The sequence below is a fragment of the Oxobacter pfennigii genome, assembly GCF_001317355.1.
Taxonomy (GTDB): Bacteria; Bacillota; Clostridia; order Clostridiales; family Oxobacteraceae; genus Oxobacter; species Oxobacter pfennigii.
In genome coordinates, this window is sequence record NZ_LKET01000032.1 from 76841 (window position 1) to 93553 (window position 16713).

General features: G+C 37.7%; 19 protein-coding genes. 2 read left to right on the forward strand and 17 right to left on the reverse strand.

Features of this window, described 5'->3' with window-relative positions:
- The first annotated feature begins 25 nt into the window (after window positions 1-25).
- Window positions 26-1312, forward strand: coding sequence for a sporulation integral membrane protein YlbJ (ylbJ, locus tag OXPF_RS10520; RefSeq protein ID WP_054875170.1), 1287 nt, complete (start codon window positions 26-28; stop codon window positions 1310-1312).
- Here ylbJ and OXPF_RS10525 read toward each other — a convergent pair.
- The 7 genes from OXPF_RS10525 to OXPF_RS10555 form a co-directional block, all read right to left on the reverse strand.
- On the reverse strand, window positions 1302-1862 hold the full coding sequence (locus OXPF_RS10525; protein WP_201779709.1) for an ATPase: 561 nt from the start codon (window positions 1860-1862) through the stop codon (window positions 1302-1304). The two genes, ylbJ and OXPF_RS10525, sit on opposite strands and share 11 nt — an antisense overlap.
- Complete coding sequence (gene coaD / locus OXPF_RS10530) at window positions 1863-2360, reverse strand: pantetheine-phosphate adenylyltransferase (RefSeq protein ID WP_054875171.1); 498 nt, start codon at window positions 2358-2360, stop codon at window positions 1863-1865.
- A gap of 2 nt (window positions 2361-2362) precedes the next feature.
- Window positions 2363-2920 carry a 16S rRNA (guanine(966)-N(2))-methyltransferase RsmD gene (rsmD, locus tag OXPF_RS10535; protein ID WP_054875172.1) on the reverse strand — a complete coding sequence of 186 codons (558 nt, stop codon included), beginning with the start codon at window positions 2918-2920 and terminating at the stop codon, window positions 2363-2365.
- Window positions 2921-3288: 368 nt separating this feature from the next.
- Window positions 3289-3489, reverse strand: a complete 201-nt coding sequence (locus OXPF_RS10540; RefSeq protein WP_054875173.1) for an alpha/beta-type small acid-soluble spore protein — start codon at window positions 3487-3489, stop codon at window positions 3289-3291.
- Window positions 3490-3596: 107 nt separating this feature from the next.
- Window positions 3597-5651, reverse strand: coding sequence for an ATP-dependent DNA helicase RecG (gene recG, locus OXPF_RS10545; RefSeq protein WP_054875174.1), 2055 nt, complete (start codon window positions 5649-5651; stop codon window positions 3597-3599).
- A 105-nt stretch (window positions 5652-5756) separates the two neighbouring features.
- Window positions 5757-7406, reverse strand: a complete 1650-nt coding sequence (locus OXPF_RS10550) for a DAK2 domain-containing protein (protein WP_054875175.1) — start codon at window positions 7404-7406, stop codon at window positions 5757-5759.
- Between the two features lie 24 nt (window positions 7407-7430).
- On the reverse strand, window positions 7431-7781 hold the full coding sequence (locus tag OXPF_RS10555; protein WP_054875176.1) for an Asp23/Gls24 family envelope stress response protein: 351 nt from the start codon (window positions 7779-7781) through the stop codon (window positions 7431-7433).
- A 232-nt stretch (window positions 7782-8013) separates the two neighbouring features.
- Here OXPF_RS10555 and rpmB point away from each other — a divergent pair, with 232 nt between their 5' ends.
- Complete coding sequence (gene rpmB / locus OXPF_RS10560; RefSeq protein ID WP_054875177.1) at window positions 8014-8205, forward strand: 50S ribosomal protein L28; 192 nt, start codon at window positions 8014-8016, stop codon at window positions 8203-8205.
- 85 nt (window positions 8206-8290) lie between these two features.
- On the opposite strand, the gene spoVM is transcribed toward rpmB, so the two are convergent.
- From spoVM to OXPF_RS10600, 10 genes are all read right to left on the reverse strand, one after another.
- Window positions 8291-8362: a stage V sporulation protein SpoVM gene (gene spoVM, locus OXPF_RS23645; RefSeq protein WP_152967754.1), complete on the reverse strand. Its 72-nt coding sequence runs from the start codon at window positions 8360-8362 to the stop codon at window positions 8291-8293.
- Window positions 8363-8397: 35 nt separating this feature from the next.
- Window positions 8398-8553, reverse strand: a complete 156-nt coding sequence (locus OXPF_RS22470) for a hypothetical protein (protein WP_160317199.1) — start codon at window positions 8551-8553, stop codon at window positions 8398-8400.
- A gap of 166 nt (window positions 8554-8719) precedes the next feature.
- Window positions 8720-9355: a thiamine diphosphokinase gene (locus OXPF_RS10565; protein WP_054875178.1), complete on the reverse strand. Its 636-nt coding sequence runs from the start codon at window positions 9353-9355 to the stop codon at window positions 8720-8722.
- A gap of 4 nt (window positions 9356-9359) precedes the next feature.
- On the reverse strand, window positions 9360-10010 hold the full coding sequence (rpe, locus tag OXPF_RS10570; RefSeq protein WP_054875179.1) for a ribulose-phosphate 3-epimerase: 651 nt from the start codon (window positions 10008-10010) through the stop codon (window positions 9360-9362).
- Window positions 10007-10888, reverse strand: coding sequence for a ribosome small subunit-dependent GTPase A (gene rsgA / locus OXPF_RS10575; RefSeq protein ID WP_054875180.1), 882 nt, complete (start codon window positions 10886-10888; stop codon window positions 10007-10009). The genes rpe and rsgA overlap by 4 nt, the downstream gene beginning before the upstream one ends.
- 26 nt (window positions 10889-10914) lie before the next feature.
- The gene (pknB, locus tag OXPF_RS10580; protein WP_054875181.1) at window positions 10915-12588 is read right to left on the reverse strand and encodes a Stk1 family PASTA domain-containing Ser/Thr kinase; all 1674 of its coding nucleotides are present in this window, start codon (window positions 12586-12588) and stop codon (window positions 10915-10917) included.
- Window positions 12585-13343, reverse strand: coding sequence for a Stp1/IreP family PP2C-type Ser/Thr phosphatase (locus OXPF_RS10585; protein ID WP_242854388.1), 759 nt, complete (start codon window positions 13341-13343; stop codon window positions 12585-12587). The genes pknB and OXPF_RS10585 overlap by 4 nt, the downstream gene beginning before the upstream one ends.
- A gap of 12 nt (window positions 13344-13355) precedes the next feature.
- Complete coding sequence (gene rlmN / locus OXPF_RS10590; RefSeq protein ID WP_054875182.1) at window positions 13356-14414, reverse strand: dual-specificity RNA methyltransferase RlmN; 1059 nt, start codon at window positions 14412-14414, stop codon at window positions 13356-13358.
- Between the two features lies 1 nt (window position 14415).
- A complete protein-coding gene (gene rsmB, locus OXPF_RS10595) occupies window positions 14416-15765 on the reverse strand; it encodes a 16S rRNA (cytosine(967)-C(5))-methyltransferase RsmB (RefSeq protein WP_242854389.1) in 1350 nt (449 codons plus the stop codon).
- A 149-nt stretch (window positions 15766-15914) separates the two neighbouring features.
- Complete coding sequence (locus OXPF_RS10600; protein WP_054875183.1) at window positions 15915-16610, reverse strand: zinc metallopeptidase; 696 nt, start codon at window positions 16608-16610, stop codon at window positions 15915-15917.
- Between the last annotated feature and the right edge of the window lie 103 nt (window positions 16611-16713).

A 16713-nucleotide genomic window follows, 5' to 3' on the forward strand; every position in this document is an offset into this window, starting at 1 on the left:
TAATATATTTTGGGATTGGAGAATCATGTTTTATTTACTTTTAGGCATAATAATTCTTATACTTTTATTGATATATGCATATGTGAAGGAATTTGCCATACAATATTCGCTGCTTAATAAAATTTTATTGTGCTTTGGCATTATCATATTTACTCTGGCAATTATAATGTATCCCGGGGAATCCTTTAAGGCGGCATTGGATGGGCTGAATCTATGGTTCAACATTGTATTTCCTTCTCTCCTGCCTTTCTTTATTGGCTCGGAATTACTCATCAATTTAGGTGTGGTTGGATTTATAGGTACGCTATTAGAGCCCGTCATGAGGCCAATTTTTAATGTTCCCGGCAGCGGCTCTTTTGCATTTATAATGAGTGTTACCTCGGGTTATCCAGTGGGCTCTAAAATAGTAGCTCAGCTTTATAACAACAAAATGTGCAATAAAAGCGAGGCTCAAAGACTGCTATCTTTTTGCAGCACATCAGGGCCATTGTATGTAATAGGTGCGGTTGCCATAGGAATGCTAAACATGAAAGAATACGGGTCATTGATTATATCCGCCCATTATCTTGGAGCTTTAAGCGTAGGATTGCTTTTCAGGTTTTACAAAAAAAATGACAGGACAAAAGTCCCGCCTCAATCAGGTTACATAAAACGCGCATTTTTAAATTTAAAACATACACTTTCAAATGAAAAACGCCCTTTTGGCCAACTCTTAAGCGAGTCGGTCAGAAATTCCGTAAATTCCATGCTGTTAATTGGCGGCTTTATTGTATTATTTTCAGTGATAATACGCCTTTTGACAAGCTCAGGCATAATATCTATAATTTCAGATTTAATGCATATGCTGCTTGGCTTTACGGGAACTTCAAAATCTTTTCTGCAGTCTGCAGCCTCCGGATTTTTTGAAATAACCGTTGGCTGTAAATTAATTGCTTCAGCAAATGCCATGGTTAATTTAAAAATATTGGCCATCTGCACCGTAATATCCTGGAGCGGATTATCTGTCCATGCGCAGGTTGCAGGTATGATAAGCAGCACAGATCTTGATATGAAAATATATGTACTATGCAAAATGCTTCACGGGCTGTTTTCCGGACTTTATGCTTATATATTGCTGGGAATATGGGATAAAAACAATGTATCTCAAGTGTTATCAGTGTTTTCCGATAGACTTAACACATTCGAAAATATTAGCTTTTTATCCAGACTGTTTGTTTCATCAGGTCAATTTGCCCTTATCCTTCTCTTTGTAATAAGTGTATCACTTGTATACGCAATAGTCAGGAAAATATATTCGGCTGTTAACCGCTGATTTTCTTTAGTTCTTTTATGTTTTCACGTACTTCATCCAATTTATTGTTTATTTCATTTTCTACCATTTGAATGAGATTAATTACATCTTTATCTATAATGGACAGCATTTGCCTTGTTTCTGTCTGGAGTTTCTGAGATAGCTCCCTCCCATTGTTGTCCAGCTTCTTTTCAAGGTTGGCCAAAAGCTGGTCGGCATATTCCTTGGCTCCCAATCTTATTTCTTTTGCATTTTTTTGAGCGCTATTAATAATCTCAGCCGCCCTTTTTGTTGCTTCCACAGTTATGTCATGCTGTTCTATCTCTTGCTTAACCCTCAGATCAGCTTCCTTGAAAACTGTTTCTGCCTGCCTTTGAGCATCGATTAATATTCTCTGCTTCTCCTGGGTAATCCACTGGGCTTGCTTAAAATCATCCGGCAGCCTCAGCCTTATTTCCTTAAGCATGTCCATCACGTCTTCTTTGTTAAGTATGATTTTCCCTGCCAATGGTATGGAAGTACTGTTTTCAATAATATCCTCCAGCTGATCAATCAATTCAAGAACATCCATTTATTTCACCTCATTTTTTAATGTTGTTTTTTTAAGCACGCCGGTTACTATACTATCCGGCACCAAATCCTTGATGCACCCTCCGAACATGGCTATCTGCTTAACGGCACTGGAGCTTAAATATGAGTATTTATTATTTGTCATCATAAATAAAGTCTCCACCTCAGGATTAAGTTTGTTATTCATAAGAGCCATCTGAAACTCATATTCAAAATCTGAAACTGCCCTCAAGCCTTTTATAATTATTTTAACATTTTTAGCATTCATGTAGTGAATCAGGAGGCCGGAAAAACAATCTATCTCTACGTTTTTTATGCCTTTGGTGACATCTTTTAGCATGGCCACCCTTTCTTCCTTTGTAAACATGGGGTTTTTTTGAGGATTTTCCAAAACGGCCACTATTACCTTATCGAATATATTAGCCGAACGATATATTATATCAAGATGCCCGTTTGTGACCGGGTCAAAACTTCCGGGATATATCACTGCCTTTTCCATATCTATTCCTCCATATTCTTATAAAAAGAAACTGTGGTATCTCCATAAGTTGAACTTTTAATTAAAGCTAAGTGTTTTATTCTATGGGGGATTTCATCCTTATTATCATGTTCAGCTATGATAATACCGTCCTTTAAAAGAATGCCGCTATCCATTATTTTGTTTAAAATTTCAGGGATTATATCCTTATGATATGGCGGATCTATAAATATTATATCAAACTGTTGTCCCTTTTTGTCTAAAATATCGATAGCACTGAAGGCATCATTACTATATATATAGCACAAATCGTCATATTTCAATAGCCTTACATTTTCTTTTATTATATTTATAGCTTCTCTGCTCTTATCTATGAAAACTGAACTTTGTGCCCCGCGGCTTAAAGCTTCAAGTCCTAAGTTTCCGGTGCCTGCAAAAAGGTCTAAAACCTTTGCATCGATTATGCTGCTGCCCAGTATATTAAATATTGAGCCCTTTACCTTGTCGGATGTAGGCCTGGTTTCTGTGCCATTAGGTGTATTGAGCTTTCTTCCTTTTGCATCTCCTGCAATTATACGCAAGAATTAAACCTCCATCGTTTTTAAAAAATTTGCATTTTTATACCTTTAAATTTTAGCATATTTAAGCATTTATAGAAAGCAATATCGAATTTGCCAATCCTTAATGTATATTATTGTGGATTTAACTATCTTGATATATGTAAAAAATGAAATATATTTTTATTTTTGTTGTATAAACGCCTGATCTTTTGTGCACAATATTGATATAAAGTAATTAAATTCCCCATAGAGCTCTTCCTTCAATTTCTCCTCTTCCTATACTGGTGAAGCAGTTCACCAGTATTATTTTTTTTTATTGTTTTTTAAATAGCGCTGTTATTATGTAAGGGCTGTATCTTAAGACACAGCCCTCTTTTCTTAAACTATTTTTACTTATTGTTTGCGAGGCTTCTTTCATAGGCTTCTATCATCTTTTTAACCATATTGCCGCCTATTCTGCCTGCATCTCGTGATAATATATCTCCATTATAACCATCTTTTAAATCAACTCCAACTTCCCTGGCTACCTCAAATTTCATCTTGTCTAAACCACTGCTGGCTTCAGGAACTACATGATTGTTCCTTGACATTAAGGTTCACCTCCTGTTGTAGTTGCATTATTAATTTATCCACTCGATTATTTTTATATACTCCGTCAACCCCATTAATTATTTACATAAAATACAGATTTTAAAAGTTAATTCAAAGTGATTTCTTGTGTTTGCTTTTTAAATTTCAGCTCGGTTTTTAATTTCAGCATGCAAAATTCTTTTTCTAAAATTTTTCCGCTGTAAACTATATCCTTAGCTAGCATATTTGTTATCCTTAAAAGGTCAATATCCTTAAAAATGTCTGCCAGTCTTAATTCAGGCAGCCCATGCTGTCTGGTTCCGAAAAATTCCCCGGTGCCTCTTAATTTCATATCTTCTTCGGCAATTTTAAAACCATCCCTTACTTCCTTCATAACCTGCATTCTCTGCAGTTTGTTTTGCGTATTCATATCGGAAACCAAAATGCAGTAGGATTTATGCTCTCCTCTGCCTACTCTTCCTCTTAATTGGTGAAGTGTCGACAGTCCAAATCTATCTGCATTTTCAACAACCATTAGTGTAGCGTTTGGAACATTAATACCGACTTCAATTACAGTTGTCGAAACCAAAACATCTATTTTGCCCTCATTAAACTTAACCATTATTTCATCTTTTTCATCGGACTTCATTTTGCCGTGGATCAAACCCACATTTAATCCTTTGAGATAGGTGTTTCTAAGCCTTTCTGCGGTTTCAACGGCAGATTCAGCTTCTAATGTATCCGATTCTTCAATCATTGGGCAAACCACATATGCCTGTCTGCCCTTTTCCGCTTCTTTTCTTACAAAATTGTATACCCGCTGCCTCATGGCCGGCTTTACTGCATATGTTTCTATCTTCTGCCTTCCCGGAGGAAGTTCATTTATTACCGAAATATCCAGATCGCCGTATATAAAAAGGGCCATAGTCCTTGGGATTGGTGTAGCTGTCATTACCAGAACATCCGGGTTTTCTCCCTTTTTGCTTAAAAGTGCTCTTTGCCGTACTCCAAACCTGTGCTGTTCATCGGTTATGACAATGCCAAGATTAAAAACTTCCACATCACTTTGTATGATAGCGTGAGTTCCCACCAAAATATCTATTTTGCCTGTTTTTAATTCTTCTTTTATTTCTTCTCTTTTTCTCTTTGGTATTTTGCCGGACATTAGTTCAATCCTTAGTTCATATGCTTCAAACAGCAACGAAAGCGACTGAAAATGCTGATCTGCAAGAATTTCCGTAGGTGCCATCATAACACCCTGATATCCGTTCTTCACGGCATTTAATAGAGCAACAGCGGCAATTACCGTCTTTCCTGAACCTACATCACCCTGTACAAGCCTGTTCATTTGTTTTTTGCTTTCCATATCCTTTAATATCTCATCTAAAACATTGTATTGTGAATTTGTTAATTCAAAGGGCAATAGAGAAATAAACCTATCAACTTCGCTGCTTCTTTCAAAGCTTATGCCTGTGCTTTCCATATCGGCTTTATATTTTTCCAGCATCAGCCCAGTCTGAAGAATAAGCAGCTCCTCAAATTTAAGTCGCTTTGCTGCTAATTTTATATCTTCCATGCTTCTAGGGTTATGAAGCCTGTCAAGAGCAACGGAAAGATCCAAAAGTTGGTATCTGAGCTTTATATTCGGCGGCAGGCAATCATTAATCAATATTTCCTTATTTGAAAATATGCTTGATATGGCATTTCGTATTATCTTTTGCGATAAATCCTTGGTAGAAGGATAAACCGGTACAATGCCTCCTCTTACAGGGCCATCCACCTTTTCATATTCAGGGTTTACTATTTGAGTTTCAGCATAGGATTTAAAAATCTTTCCATAAAATAAATATTTTTCACCTATTGTAAAACTCTTTTTTATAAACCTTTGATTAAACCATAGCCCTGCAATAAACTCGTTTTCATTTTTTAATATAATTTTCGTTATATGCTTACCGCTCTGAGAATACCTGTCCTTGTCAATTAAAGCTACAGTACCTATAAATGATATGTAATCTCCGTCCTTTACTGTATTTAAGGGCTTTATATTTGACCTGTCCTCATAGTCTCTTGGAAAATGATACAGCAAATCCTCTATGGTAAATATACTAAGCCTTTGCAGCATGGACGAGGTTTTTGGCCCTATACCTTTTATATTGACTACAGGTTTTTTTAATAATACCATTATTTTACCTCCAGGATGCAAACATATGTTCCAATTATATTTTATCCAAAAAATAATTTTTTTTAAACACTTTATTGAAAAAATAAGAACCGGGGTTAACCCGGTTTATTCAACTGAAATTATAAAATAGTAGAGAGGCTGACCGCCTTCGTACATCTGTACATCGCAATCTTCATATTTTTCTCTTATTTTCTCCAGTAATTCATTTGCCAAATCTTCTTCTACTTCCTTGCCGTAGAATATGGTTATTAATTCATCACTGTCAGTTACCATGCTGGCAATTAAAGATTCGGTTAATTGGAGTATATCTTTTCCTATGATGTTTATCTTTCCATCTACCAGGCCTAATATATCGCCTTCCGTAATCTCTTTATCATCAAAGCTTGTATTTCTGACAGCATAGGTAACCTGGCCTGTTTTAACTGCTTCCAATGAAGATACCATTTCATTTTCATTATCCTTTGGGTCTCCTTCGGGATTAAATACAGTTAAAGCTGCAATTCCCTGAGGGATGCTCTTTGAAGGAATGACTATGGTATTTTTATCTGATAGCTCGGCAGCTTGTCTGGCAGCCAAAACTATATTGCTGTTATTTGGCAATATATAAATATCGCCAGCATTGATAGCATTTATGGCATTTAGGATATCCTCAGTGCTTGGATTCATGGTCTGCCCGCCTTCTATTACCTTATCAGCTCCAAGATCAGTAAATATACTGCTTATACCTTCTCCCATAGCAACGGTAATTACTCCGGCTTTTTTCCTACTGCTTGTTTCTTCAGACTGGGCAATTTCATCTCTGGTGCCGTGACCATCTTCGATACCCTCTTCTAAAATGCTTCTGTGCTGCTCTCTCATATTATCAATTTTAATTTTTGATAATTCACCGAGAACTAAAGCATGGGTTAATACCAATCCGGGATCATTTGTATGTACATGGACCTTTATTATATCTCCTGCACCTACAACTATTAAGGAATCACCCATTGAAGACAGCTTATCTCTTAAATCTTCAACGTCTGCCTTTGTATTTTTTATTATGAATTCCGTACAATATCCGAATTCTATATCCTCTTCAATAAAAGGACCTGCTGTTGTCTCTTCCTTGATTTCAGGAGTATCTATAAGCTCGATATCGCTGCCTTTTAAGGCATCTATCATACCTTTATATATACAAATTAAGCCTTTGCCGCCAGCGTCCACAACCCCGGCCTTTTTAAGTACCAAAAGCATGTCAGGGGTCTTATTAAGCACTGCTTCTGCATGGGCTAACACCTTATCCATCAAAACATTTATATCATTTATATTCTTAGAAAGCTCCAAAGCTTTATCAGCCGACTCTCTTGCTACCGTCAATATTGTGCCTTCAGTGGGCTTCATTACAGCTTTATATGCCGTTGAAGCACCTTCTTTTAAAGCAGCGGCAAGGTTTTTTGCATTCAGTTCTTTTTTTCCTTTAGTTCCTTTTGCAAAACCTCTTAATATCTGAGATAATATTACTCCGGAATTCCCCCTGGCTCCCATAAGAGAACCGGTAGCGGCGGAATCCGCTATTTCTTCTATGGTTTTGTTTTTTACCTTTTGTATCTCACGAACTGCTGATGTCATAGTCATGGACATATTTGTACCCGTATCTCCATCAGGTACAGGAAACACATTTAACGCATTGACTGCTGCTTTGTTGTTCTCAAGGCAGTTAGCACCGGAAATCATCATCCTGTACAGCAATTGCCCATCAATGTTCAATAACTCCAAACTAAGTACCTCCCCTTATGAGCTCTATACCCTAACTCCCTGAACATTTACTATCACTTTAACTACTTTTAATCCTGTCAAATCCTCCAGAGTGTATTTTACCTTCTGGATGATGTTATTTGCAATAACTGATATTTTTGTCCCATATACGACTATGATAAAAAGTTCAACAATAAGCTCATCATCTTCACAAGTCACTTTTACCCCTTTGCTTAAGTTTTCTCTTTTAAGGAGTTCAACAAGTCCATCAGTTGCTCTTTTAGATGACATACCAACCACACCGTAGCATTCCATAGTGGCAACGCCGGCAATGTTCGCAAGTACATCCTCAGAATAATATATTGAGCCTATAGCCGTAACCAGCTTGCTTGTCATAGATTGACCTCCTTTTTAATCATAAAATAATTAAACCTCCACTGCTATAAATATTTTAACTTATAAAATCTGTTAATTCAAGGAATTCTATAAATTATAGAGTTCCTCATTAATTAGATTTTATAATTTACTATTATTTAGGTTGCAAATTTCCATCAATCTGTGATAAAATATAATGTGTTTGATAGAAAATGCTTATTGTTATCGCATAGTACCGAAGGAGGTGTAATATATGTCAAGAAAATGTGAAATATGTGATAAAGGTTTAGCTTTTGGTATTCAGTATAGCCATTCCCATAGGAAAACAAACAGAACTTGGGCACCAAATATTAAAAAAGTAAAAGCTATTGTTAAAGGTACTCCTAAAACAGTCAGTGTTTGTACAAGATGCTTACGCTCCGGTAAGGTACAGAGGGCGATATAATAATATTTAAAATAACATATTGTTATACATGAAAAAATATACTCTGGTCTATCCAGAGTATATTTTTATATCATCTATTTTATTCTTAATGTATTTTGAAAATCTTCCTTACGATATTCCCCAGGAATTTTGGAAGTTTTATCACGATCAGCTTCACTCAATCACTGCCTTTCTCATAATATATTTATTATATTAGCTCCTTATATAATACCAACCCACGCATATAAGTCCTACTCCCGCAATGGCAAGAAGTGCCCAAAAGGGTAATACAAGCACCAGAACCATCCCCAAACCAAGACATAAAAGTATTAGTCCAAAAAGCTTTTTCCCTCTATAATGTAGCCCCAAAACCTGCCCCCCCTATAAAAATACCTTTATAACATATTATTCAGCAGATGATAAATTGATAATTATTCTTTTAAAAAAATATGGTATTATTGGACAATTTATTAAATAAAATGATTATTAAAACAAAATAAAGGGCTGCAGCAAAACAAGAAATTGCTACAGACCCTTAATCATTGCTTTTTATAATTAATAAATACCCGGAATCAATTGTCACACTTATTTCTTCATCCATAAATACATTGGATATCCCGATGGAGCTGCCAAAGCTTAAAGTAGCTCCCGACAATTCATATTGCAAACCATTTGTGCGTACGCCCTGAACGTCTCCGCTAACGGGTATAAGAGAAAGAATATCTCCTACATTACCTTTTAAGCTTAAAGAGCTATCAGTTATGTAAATTCTATTTTTTTCATTGATTATACATGCTTTTATATTCTGTCCTACAAGTTTAACAAGAAGAAGAATGTTAGCTAAAGTATGATCCATCCTGTCTCCTATGCTGCCTAAAAGCATTATTTCATCAGCATCTTTGTTTATGCAATAGTCAATGGCAAGCTCAGTATCGGTAAAATCCTTTTCTTTCGGATATTTTATAATTTCTACATTATTATTTACAAGCTTCTTTAATATATTTTCATCAATGGAGTCTAAATCCCCTATAACCGCATCCGGGAACATGCCACAGTTTAAAACATATTGTGCTCCCCCGTCGGCGCAGACTAAAAGTTGGCATTCGTTAAGCAAGGCTTTTAAATGGGAAATGTCCTTAACCGTACCGTGAGAGACTACTGCCGCTTTCATAATATTATCCCATCATTCTCAGGCTGTTTATGGTAGCCCTGATATCCTTTGATTTATATACAGCCGAGCCGGCCACAATGACATTGGCTCCGGCATCTATTATCTCTTTTATGTTTTCGGTATTTATTCCTCCGTCTACCTGGATATCAACAATTAGCTTTCTCTCATCCAACATATTCTTTAAGGACCGAATCTTTCTTGTCATAGATTTTATATAGCTCTGCCCCCCAAAGCCCGGGTTTACTGTCATTAAAAGAACCATATCAATATCTTCAAGTATATAGTCAAGAACTGTCAGGGATGTTGCGGGATTCAGTGCCACAGCAGCTTTTATTCCATGCTGTTTGATGCTATATATGGTCCTGTTTAAATGTGTACAGGCCTCGGCATGTACAGTTATTATATCCGCACCGGCTTTTACAAAGCTGTCTATATATTTATCCGGCTGGGTAATCATCAAATGTACGTCAAAGGGCAGCTTTGTCTTATCCCTTAATGCTGCTACAACCGGCGGGCCAATTGAAATATTAGGTACAAAATGCCCATCCATTATATCCAAATGCAAAAGGTCGGCACCTGCTTCTTCCACATTTTTTATATCTTGGGCAAGATTTGAAAAATCAGCTGCCAAGATTGACGGCGCTACTCTTATCATCTGTAGTTCCTCCCTAATTTCTTTATATCATCATACATCCTCACATAGGATTCATATCTTCTTTTATTTACCTGCTTTTCTTCAACTGCGTTTTTTACGGCGCAGCCCGGTTCCTTTGTATGTGAACAACCGGTAAACTTGCACTGACCTAAAAAATCCCTGAATTCTGGAAACAAATAATCAAGCTCTTCATAATCAACCTTCATAGCCTCATATTCAAGGGAACTAAATCCGGGGGTATCTGCCACATACCCGCCTTCATGAAGCTCTAAAAGCTGTGTATGACGGGTGGTTTGTTTTCCCCTCTCGATTTTCTTGCTTATTTCCCCAGTTTCCATATTAAATGAAGGGTGAAGCTTATTTAAAAGCGAAGATTTTCCCACTCCCGAAGGGCCTGAAAAGACACTGACCTTATCCTTAAGATATAGCTTTAAATCCTCAATACCGATATCCTTTTTTGTACTTGTATATATTATATTAAATCCGGCTTCTTTATAGGGCGCAAACATTCCTTCAATCAAAGGAGCTTCGATCAAATCAATTTTATTGATACAGATTGCTATATCCATATTATTTAATTCTGCTACAATCAAAAATTTATCCAGAAGCTCCAGATTGGGTTCAGGCTTTACTGCTGCAAAAACAATAATTAGCTGGTCCACATTGGCAACAGGCGGCCGGATCAATTGGTTTTTTCTCTCATGAATTTTATCCAGCGAGTTGCTGTTATTGTGAATGCTGACAGTAACCATATCGCCTACCAGAGGGGTTATATTTTCATTTCTGAATTTTCCCCTTGCCCTGCATTCCACAATTCCTTCTTCTGTTTTCACATAATAGAAACCGCCAATCCCCTTAATGATTAAACCTTGGGGCATACATTTCCTCCTTTTTATATCCTGTGTTAGTGAGTTGCAGGTATAGACGGAATTATCTTGTTTACGGTAATATCTATTACTGTTCCTTCTTTAACCTCCGTCATGGGTGGTATGCTTTGATTTAATACCACATTGTCAGGTTTATTCAAATCCATTCCATTATCAGCTTTGCCAAGCTTTAAATTATCCTGGGCAAGCCTTTCTTCCACCTTATCCAGTGTAATTCCCTCCAAGGGAGGTACTTTTACAAATTTAACCGCCGGCCCCTTGCTCACATATATATCCACCAGAGTACCGTACACCACTTCTTTATCTACTTCCGGCCAGACATTGATAACCCTGCCCGGCTCAATATTGTCGTCGTTTACTTCTATAACACCGCCTTTTTCCAGGCCTTTTTGCTCCAGTGCAAATATGGCATCGTTTAAGGATTCGCCTATGACATTGGGAATGAGCACCTTTACCGGTCCTGCACTAATCCTTACTTTAACTACACCGTTTTCTTTTGCATCTACACCCACATCAGGATAAGTCTTGATAACTGTGCCCAGAGGTTTATCGCTGTTTGGCCTGTCAATTACCTCCATATTGAGGTTGTAGGATTTTAGCATCTGCTCTGCAGTATTTTCATCAAGGCCTAATATATAGGGAACGGGGACGTCCTTGTTCCTTGATAAATTGCCGTACATATTAAGGAGCAAAAGCCCCGATACTGTGACGACCGTAAATATTATCACAAAGGCAACTATAAAGGTCCTGTTTATTTTCTTCTTCTTGTTGACCGTCTTTTGTTCTTTTCCGTTCAGCAACTCCTGATTTATTACAGGCATTACCCTTGTCGTGTCACCGGAATTTTCAATTCTCCTGGCTATTCTTTTTTCGGGATTTGCCGATGCAATATCCAAATCCTTTATTACCGCTGCAGCGGATTCATAACGCTCTGATGGATTTTTCTTAAGGCAATTTGTTATGATATCTTCCAGAGCCAAAGGAATATCCGAATTTAATTCCGAAGGTCTTGTAATATCATCCTGTATATGCTTTAAGGCAATTGCAACGGGGCTTTCTGCCACAAAAGGCACCTTGGCCGTTGCCATTTCGTATATTACGGTTCCCAATGAATATATATCGGTTTTTTCATCGGTAAATCCTCCCCGAGCCTGCTCAGGGGATATATAATAGACGGAACCCAATACATTGCCTGTATTTGTAAGAGTCGCCGAATTGGATGCTCTGGCAATTCCAAAGTCAGCAACCTTGACTATACCGTCATGGGTTATCAGTATATTCTGAGGCTTGACATCCCTGTGAATAATATTGTTTTTATGGGCATGATCCAGCGCCAGGCAAATCTGCCTGCTTATATTAATTATTTCAAAAAAAGGCATGGGAGCTCTCTCATGTATGATTTCCTTTAAGGTTTTCCCCTTAACAAGCTCCATTACTATGTAATATATACCATCTTCCACGCCTACGTCATATATGTTAACTATGTTAGGATGAGACAAGCTGGCTGCAGACAATGATTCCTTCCTGAATTTATTGACGAATTCTTCATCATCTATAAGCTCGGGCTTGAGTATTTTAACAGCAACGTATCTGTTCAGCAAATGGCATTTTGCCTTGTATACAAGGCCCATGCCGCCTTCTCCGATTTTCTCAAGAAGCTCGTATCTGTTTCCTAATGTTCTGCCAATCATTGTCTCACCTCACAATCGGTGCTATCAGCTTTCGCAACGATTACAGTGATGTTATCATGCCCGCCTGCCTCATTTGCCATATCTGTCAATTTTTTTACTGCATCATAAGCATCACTTGAATTTTTAAGAACCTCTTCAATGTCATTATCACATACCATATTGGATAATCCGTCGGTACATAAAAGAACGGCATCGCCTGTGCTTATTTCAGCGGTTTCCAAATCAACTTCGACATCTTCATTTGTACCTAAGGCCCTGGTTATAATATTCTTCTGAGGGTGATTAACTGCTTCCATTTCAGTAATGCTGCCGTTTCTTAAAAGTTCGGCCACCAATGAATGATCATCTGTCACCTTTTTGAGGCTGCTTCCTATAAGCACATAAGCCCTGCTGTCTCCCACATGTCCAATGTAGACCATACCTTTTTTTATTATGGCAGCAATAATGGTTGTGCCCATTCCGGAATAGCTCGCATTGTTTTTCGACTGCATATAAATATCCTTGTTTGCAGTCAATATAGCTTCCTTTATAATATTCGGTATATCCTCAGCTTTTATGTCTTCTTTATAATTCTTTTCGACATAGTCTTTAACGGAAGTTATGGCAATAAAGCTTGCCACTTCTCCTGCATTATGTCCTCCCATGCCGTCAGCTACTATTATAAGGTCTGTACCATCACCTATTTTGCAATATGTACAGTAGTCCTCATTTATCTCTCTCACTCTTCCTACATCGGTCATGCACTTAATATCCAAATTATCAACTCCTTAAAAGCGGGCTTCACCTCTATTATTGCTTACATAATTTTTTCTCAGCTGCCCGCAGGCTGCATTTATATCTGCACCCAGCTCTCTGCGGACTGTAACCTCTATGCCCTTATTCTCCAATATTTTTTTAAATTCATTTACTCTTCCCATATGGGACTTCTTATGCTTGCTTTCTTCAATTTCATTTATGGGTATAAGGTTGACATGGCATAACAATCCTTTTAATAATTCTGCCAGTTCATAGGCGTTATCAATGCCGTCATTTACACCCTTTATCATTGAATATTCGAAAGTTATCCTTCTGTTGGTCTTGTTTATGTAATATCTGCATGCATCTATTATATCATTAATGGCGTATTTGTTTGCAACAGGCATTATTTCTCTTCTGATTTCATCATTAGGCGCATGGAGAGACACAGCCAATGTCAACTGAAGATTCAAATCTCCGAGCTTAATAATCTCGGGAACCAGACCGCAGGTTGAAAGGGTTATATGCCTCATTCCGATATTCAAGCCGTCTTTGTCGTTGACAATCTTTAAGAACTTGATTATATTAGCATAATTATCAAAGGGTTCTCCGCTTCCCATAAGGACAATGTTTGAAATCCTCTCCTGACAGTCCTCCTGCATGGTTAAAACCTCGTCTATTACTTCTCCCGGTGTAAGGTTTCTTATAAGCCCTCCTATGGTGGAGGCACAAAAACTACACCCCATCCGGCAGCCCACCTGGGTTGAAAGGCATACGCTTATTCCGAAGCCATACTTCATGAGCACGCTCTCTATTATGTTTCCGTCTTTAAGCTTTAAAAGATATTTAACGGTACCGTCTTTTTGAGACAAAAATTTCTTCTCGATTTCAATGCTTCCTATATAAAAGGATTCTTTAAGTATGTTTCTGAAATCAAGAGGAATATCCGACATCTCATCTATCGATTTAATTCCTTTGTATAACCATTTAAAAACCTGCCTGGCTCTGAACTTCTGGACCTCATGCTCTGTGCATAACCCTTCTAAGTCAGATACGGTCATATCCCGCAGATTTTTTTTAGCTGCTTTCATTTCAATCCACCCTTTGCAATTTGGCGATAAAAAAACCGTCTATATCATCAATATTAGGATACAGCTCTATATATCCATCCTTGCAGCTTTCCTTCATCAAATTTTCCGGTAATACATCGCATATGCTTATCAGCTTGAAATCCCGGTTTTCTTTTAAAAATAAATTGATTAATTCTATATTTTCTTCTCTCAGCACAGTACAGGTGCTGTAAACAAGAATGCCGCCCTGCTTTACATATTTGCTGCATGTTTTGATTATTGACATCTGAACGTTCTTAATACTATCAATATCATCATTTTCTCTATTCCATCTAATCTCCGGTTTTTTTCTCATGATGCCAAAGCCTGAGCAAGGCGCATCTATGAGGACTCTGTCGGCTTTTTTCTCATATTTTAGGTCATACTCTGCTGCGTCTTTTGTATGGGTTTCTATAATTCCTATTCCCAGGCGTTTTGCATTTTCCTCGATGAGGGATAATTTATTTCCCTTAAGGTCTGCCGAGTAAATCTTTCCCTTGTTGTTCATAAGCTCGGCAATGTATGTGGTTTTGGTTCCGGGAGCAGCGCAGACATCCATTATAAACTCATTTTCCTTAGGGTCAAGTACTTTTACAGCCAGCATGGAACTTTCATCCTGAACTGTGAGAAAGCCTTTCTTGAACTCATCAAGATTGCCTATACCGGGTACATTTTTTAAATTTATGGCATCATCAACGTATTTACCTTCCCTTACCTCAATCCCTTTACCAGTTAGGCTTTCAATGAGCCTTTGCTTGCCGGTTTTAAGCCGGTTTATTCTTATAGTAAGAGGCGGCACATCATTACTGGAACGCAAAAATGCTTCAGTGAATTCATCTCCTAATTCACATATCAGCCTCTTTACTATCCATTCAGGATAGGAATAAAAAACAGACAAATATTTTGCCCTGTCTTTTGTTTTATCCGGAAAGACAAGGCTATCATGATTTCTTATATAATTTCTCAATATTGCATTTACAAATTTAACTGACCCTGCATTACCGTATTTTTTAGACAGCTTTACACATTCATCCACAGCAGCCGGATTTGGCACCTTATCCATAAAATCTATCTGATAAATGCCCATTCTCAATATATTTAAAATAGGCCGGGCAATTTTATCCACTTTTATAGAGGATAGCCGGCTTATTATATAATCTATTCTCAATTTCCACTTAACAGTACCATAAATAAGTTCGGTCATAAAGGCCCTGTTTAAGGGGGTAAATTTCTGGCCAAGATTTTTCATCAGGATATTTGAGTAAGAGCCTTCATTAAATATTTTTATAAGCATTTTTAACGACTCTTCCCTTGCATTGGCTTCTTTTTCCAATATCTTTCCTCCTAAATTAATGTAAGGGACGCACCTTCTCTTGCTTAAGGTTAGGGGACACACCTTCTCTTTTTGAGAGATGAACCTGGAACGGCCAAAGGTATGTCCCCAACTTATAAATCTGGGGTAGTCGAAGGTACTTCCCCAATTTATTTGCGCCTTCTGCCTATGGCGATAAGCCTTAATAGCTGTGCTACCGAAACCAGCATGGCAGCTATATAAGTTAAGGCTGCAGCCGACAACACCTTTCTTGCAGATACCAATTCATCATCGTAAAGTATTCCCTCTGACTCCAAAAGATTAATAGCACGAGAGCTGGCATTGAATTCAACGGGAAGAGTTACTATCTGAAAAAGAACTGCTGCTGAAAATAATATAATTCCAATGTCAATCAAACCATAGTAGCCTGTAAAAAATGCAAGGAATACCAACAGCCAGGCAGCATTTGACCCGAAATTAGCGACAGGAACAAGGCTGTTTCTGAATATTAGCGGCCAATAGCTGTTATCATGCTGTACTGCATGGCCTGCTTCATGGGCGGCAACGCCGATGGCTGCCACCGATGTGCTGTTGTACACTGACTGAGACAATCTTAAAACCCTTGTTCTTGGGTCATAATGGTCTGTCAGATTTCCGCCGACCATCTCAACAGGTACATCGTCAAGGCCGGCCTTATTTAGAAGATGTCTTGCCGCCTGGGCAGCTGTTATGCCTTTTAGGCTTCTCACTTCAGAATATTTATTAAATGTAGATTTTATCCTTATCTGAGCGTAAAACGCAATTAATATCGCCGGCAGCAATATAATAAAGGTTGAGTCAAAACCATATCCGTATGGATAAAACATAATTTTCCCTCCTATCTAATGTTAGGGAACGCACCTTCTCTTGATTAAGGCCAGGGGGCATACCTTCTCTTTCGGAGAGATGAATTTGAGTCAATCGAAGATA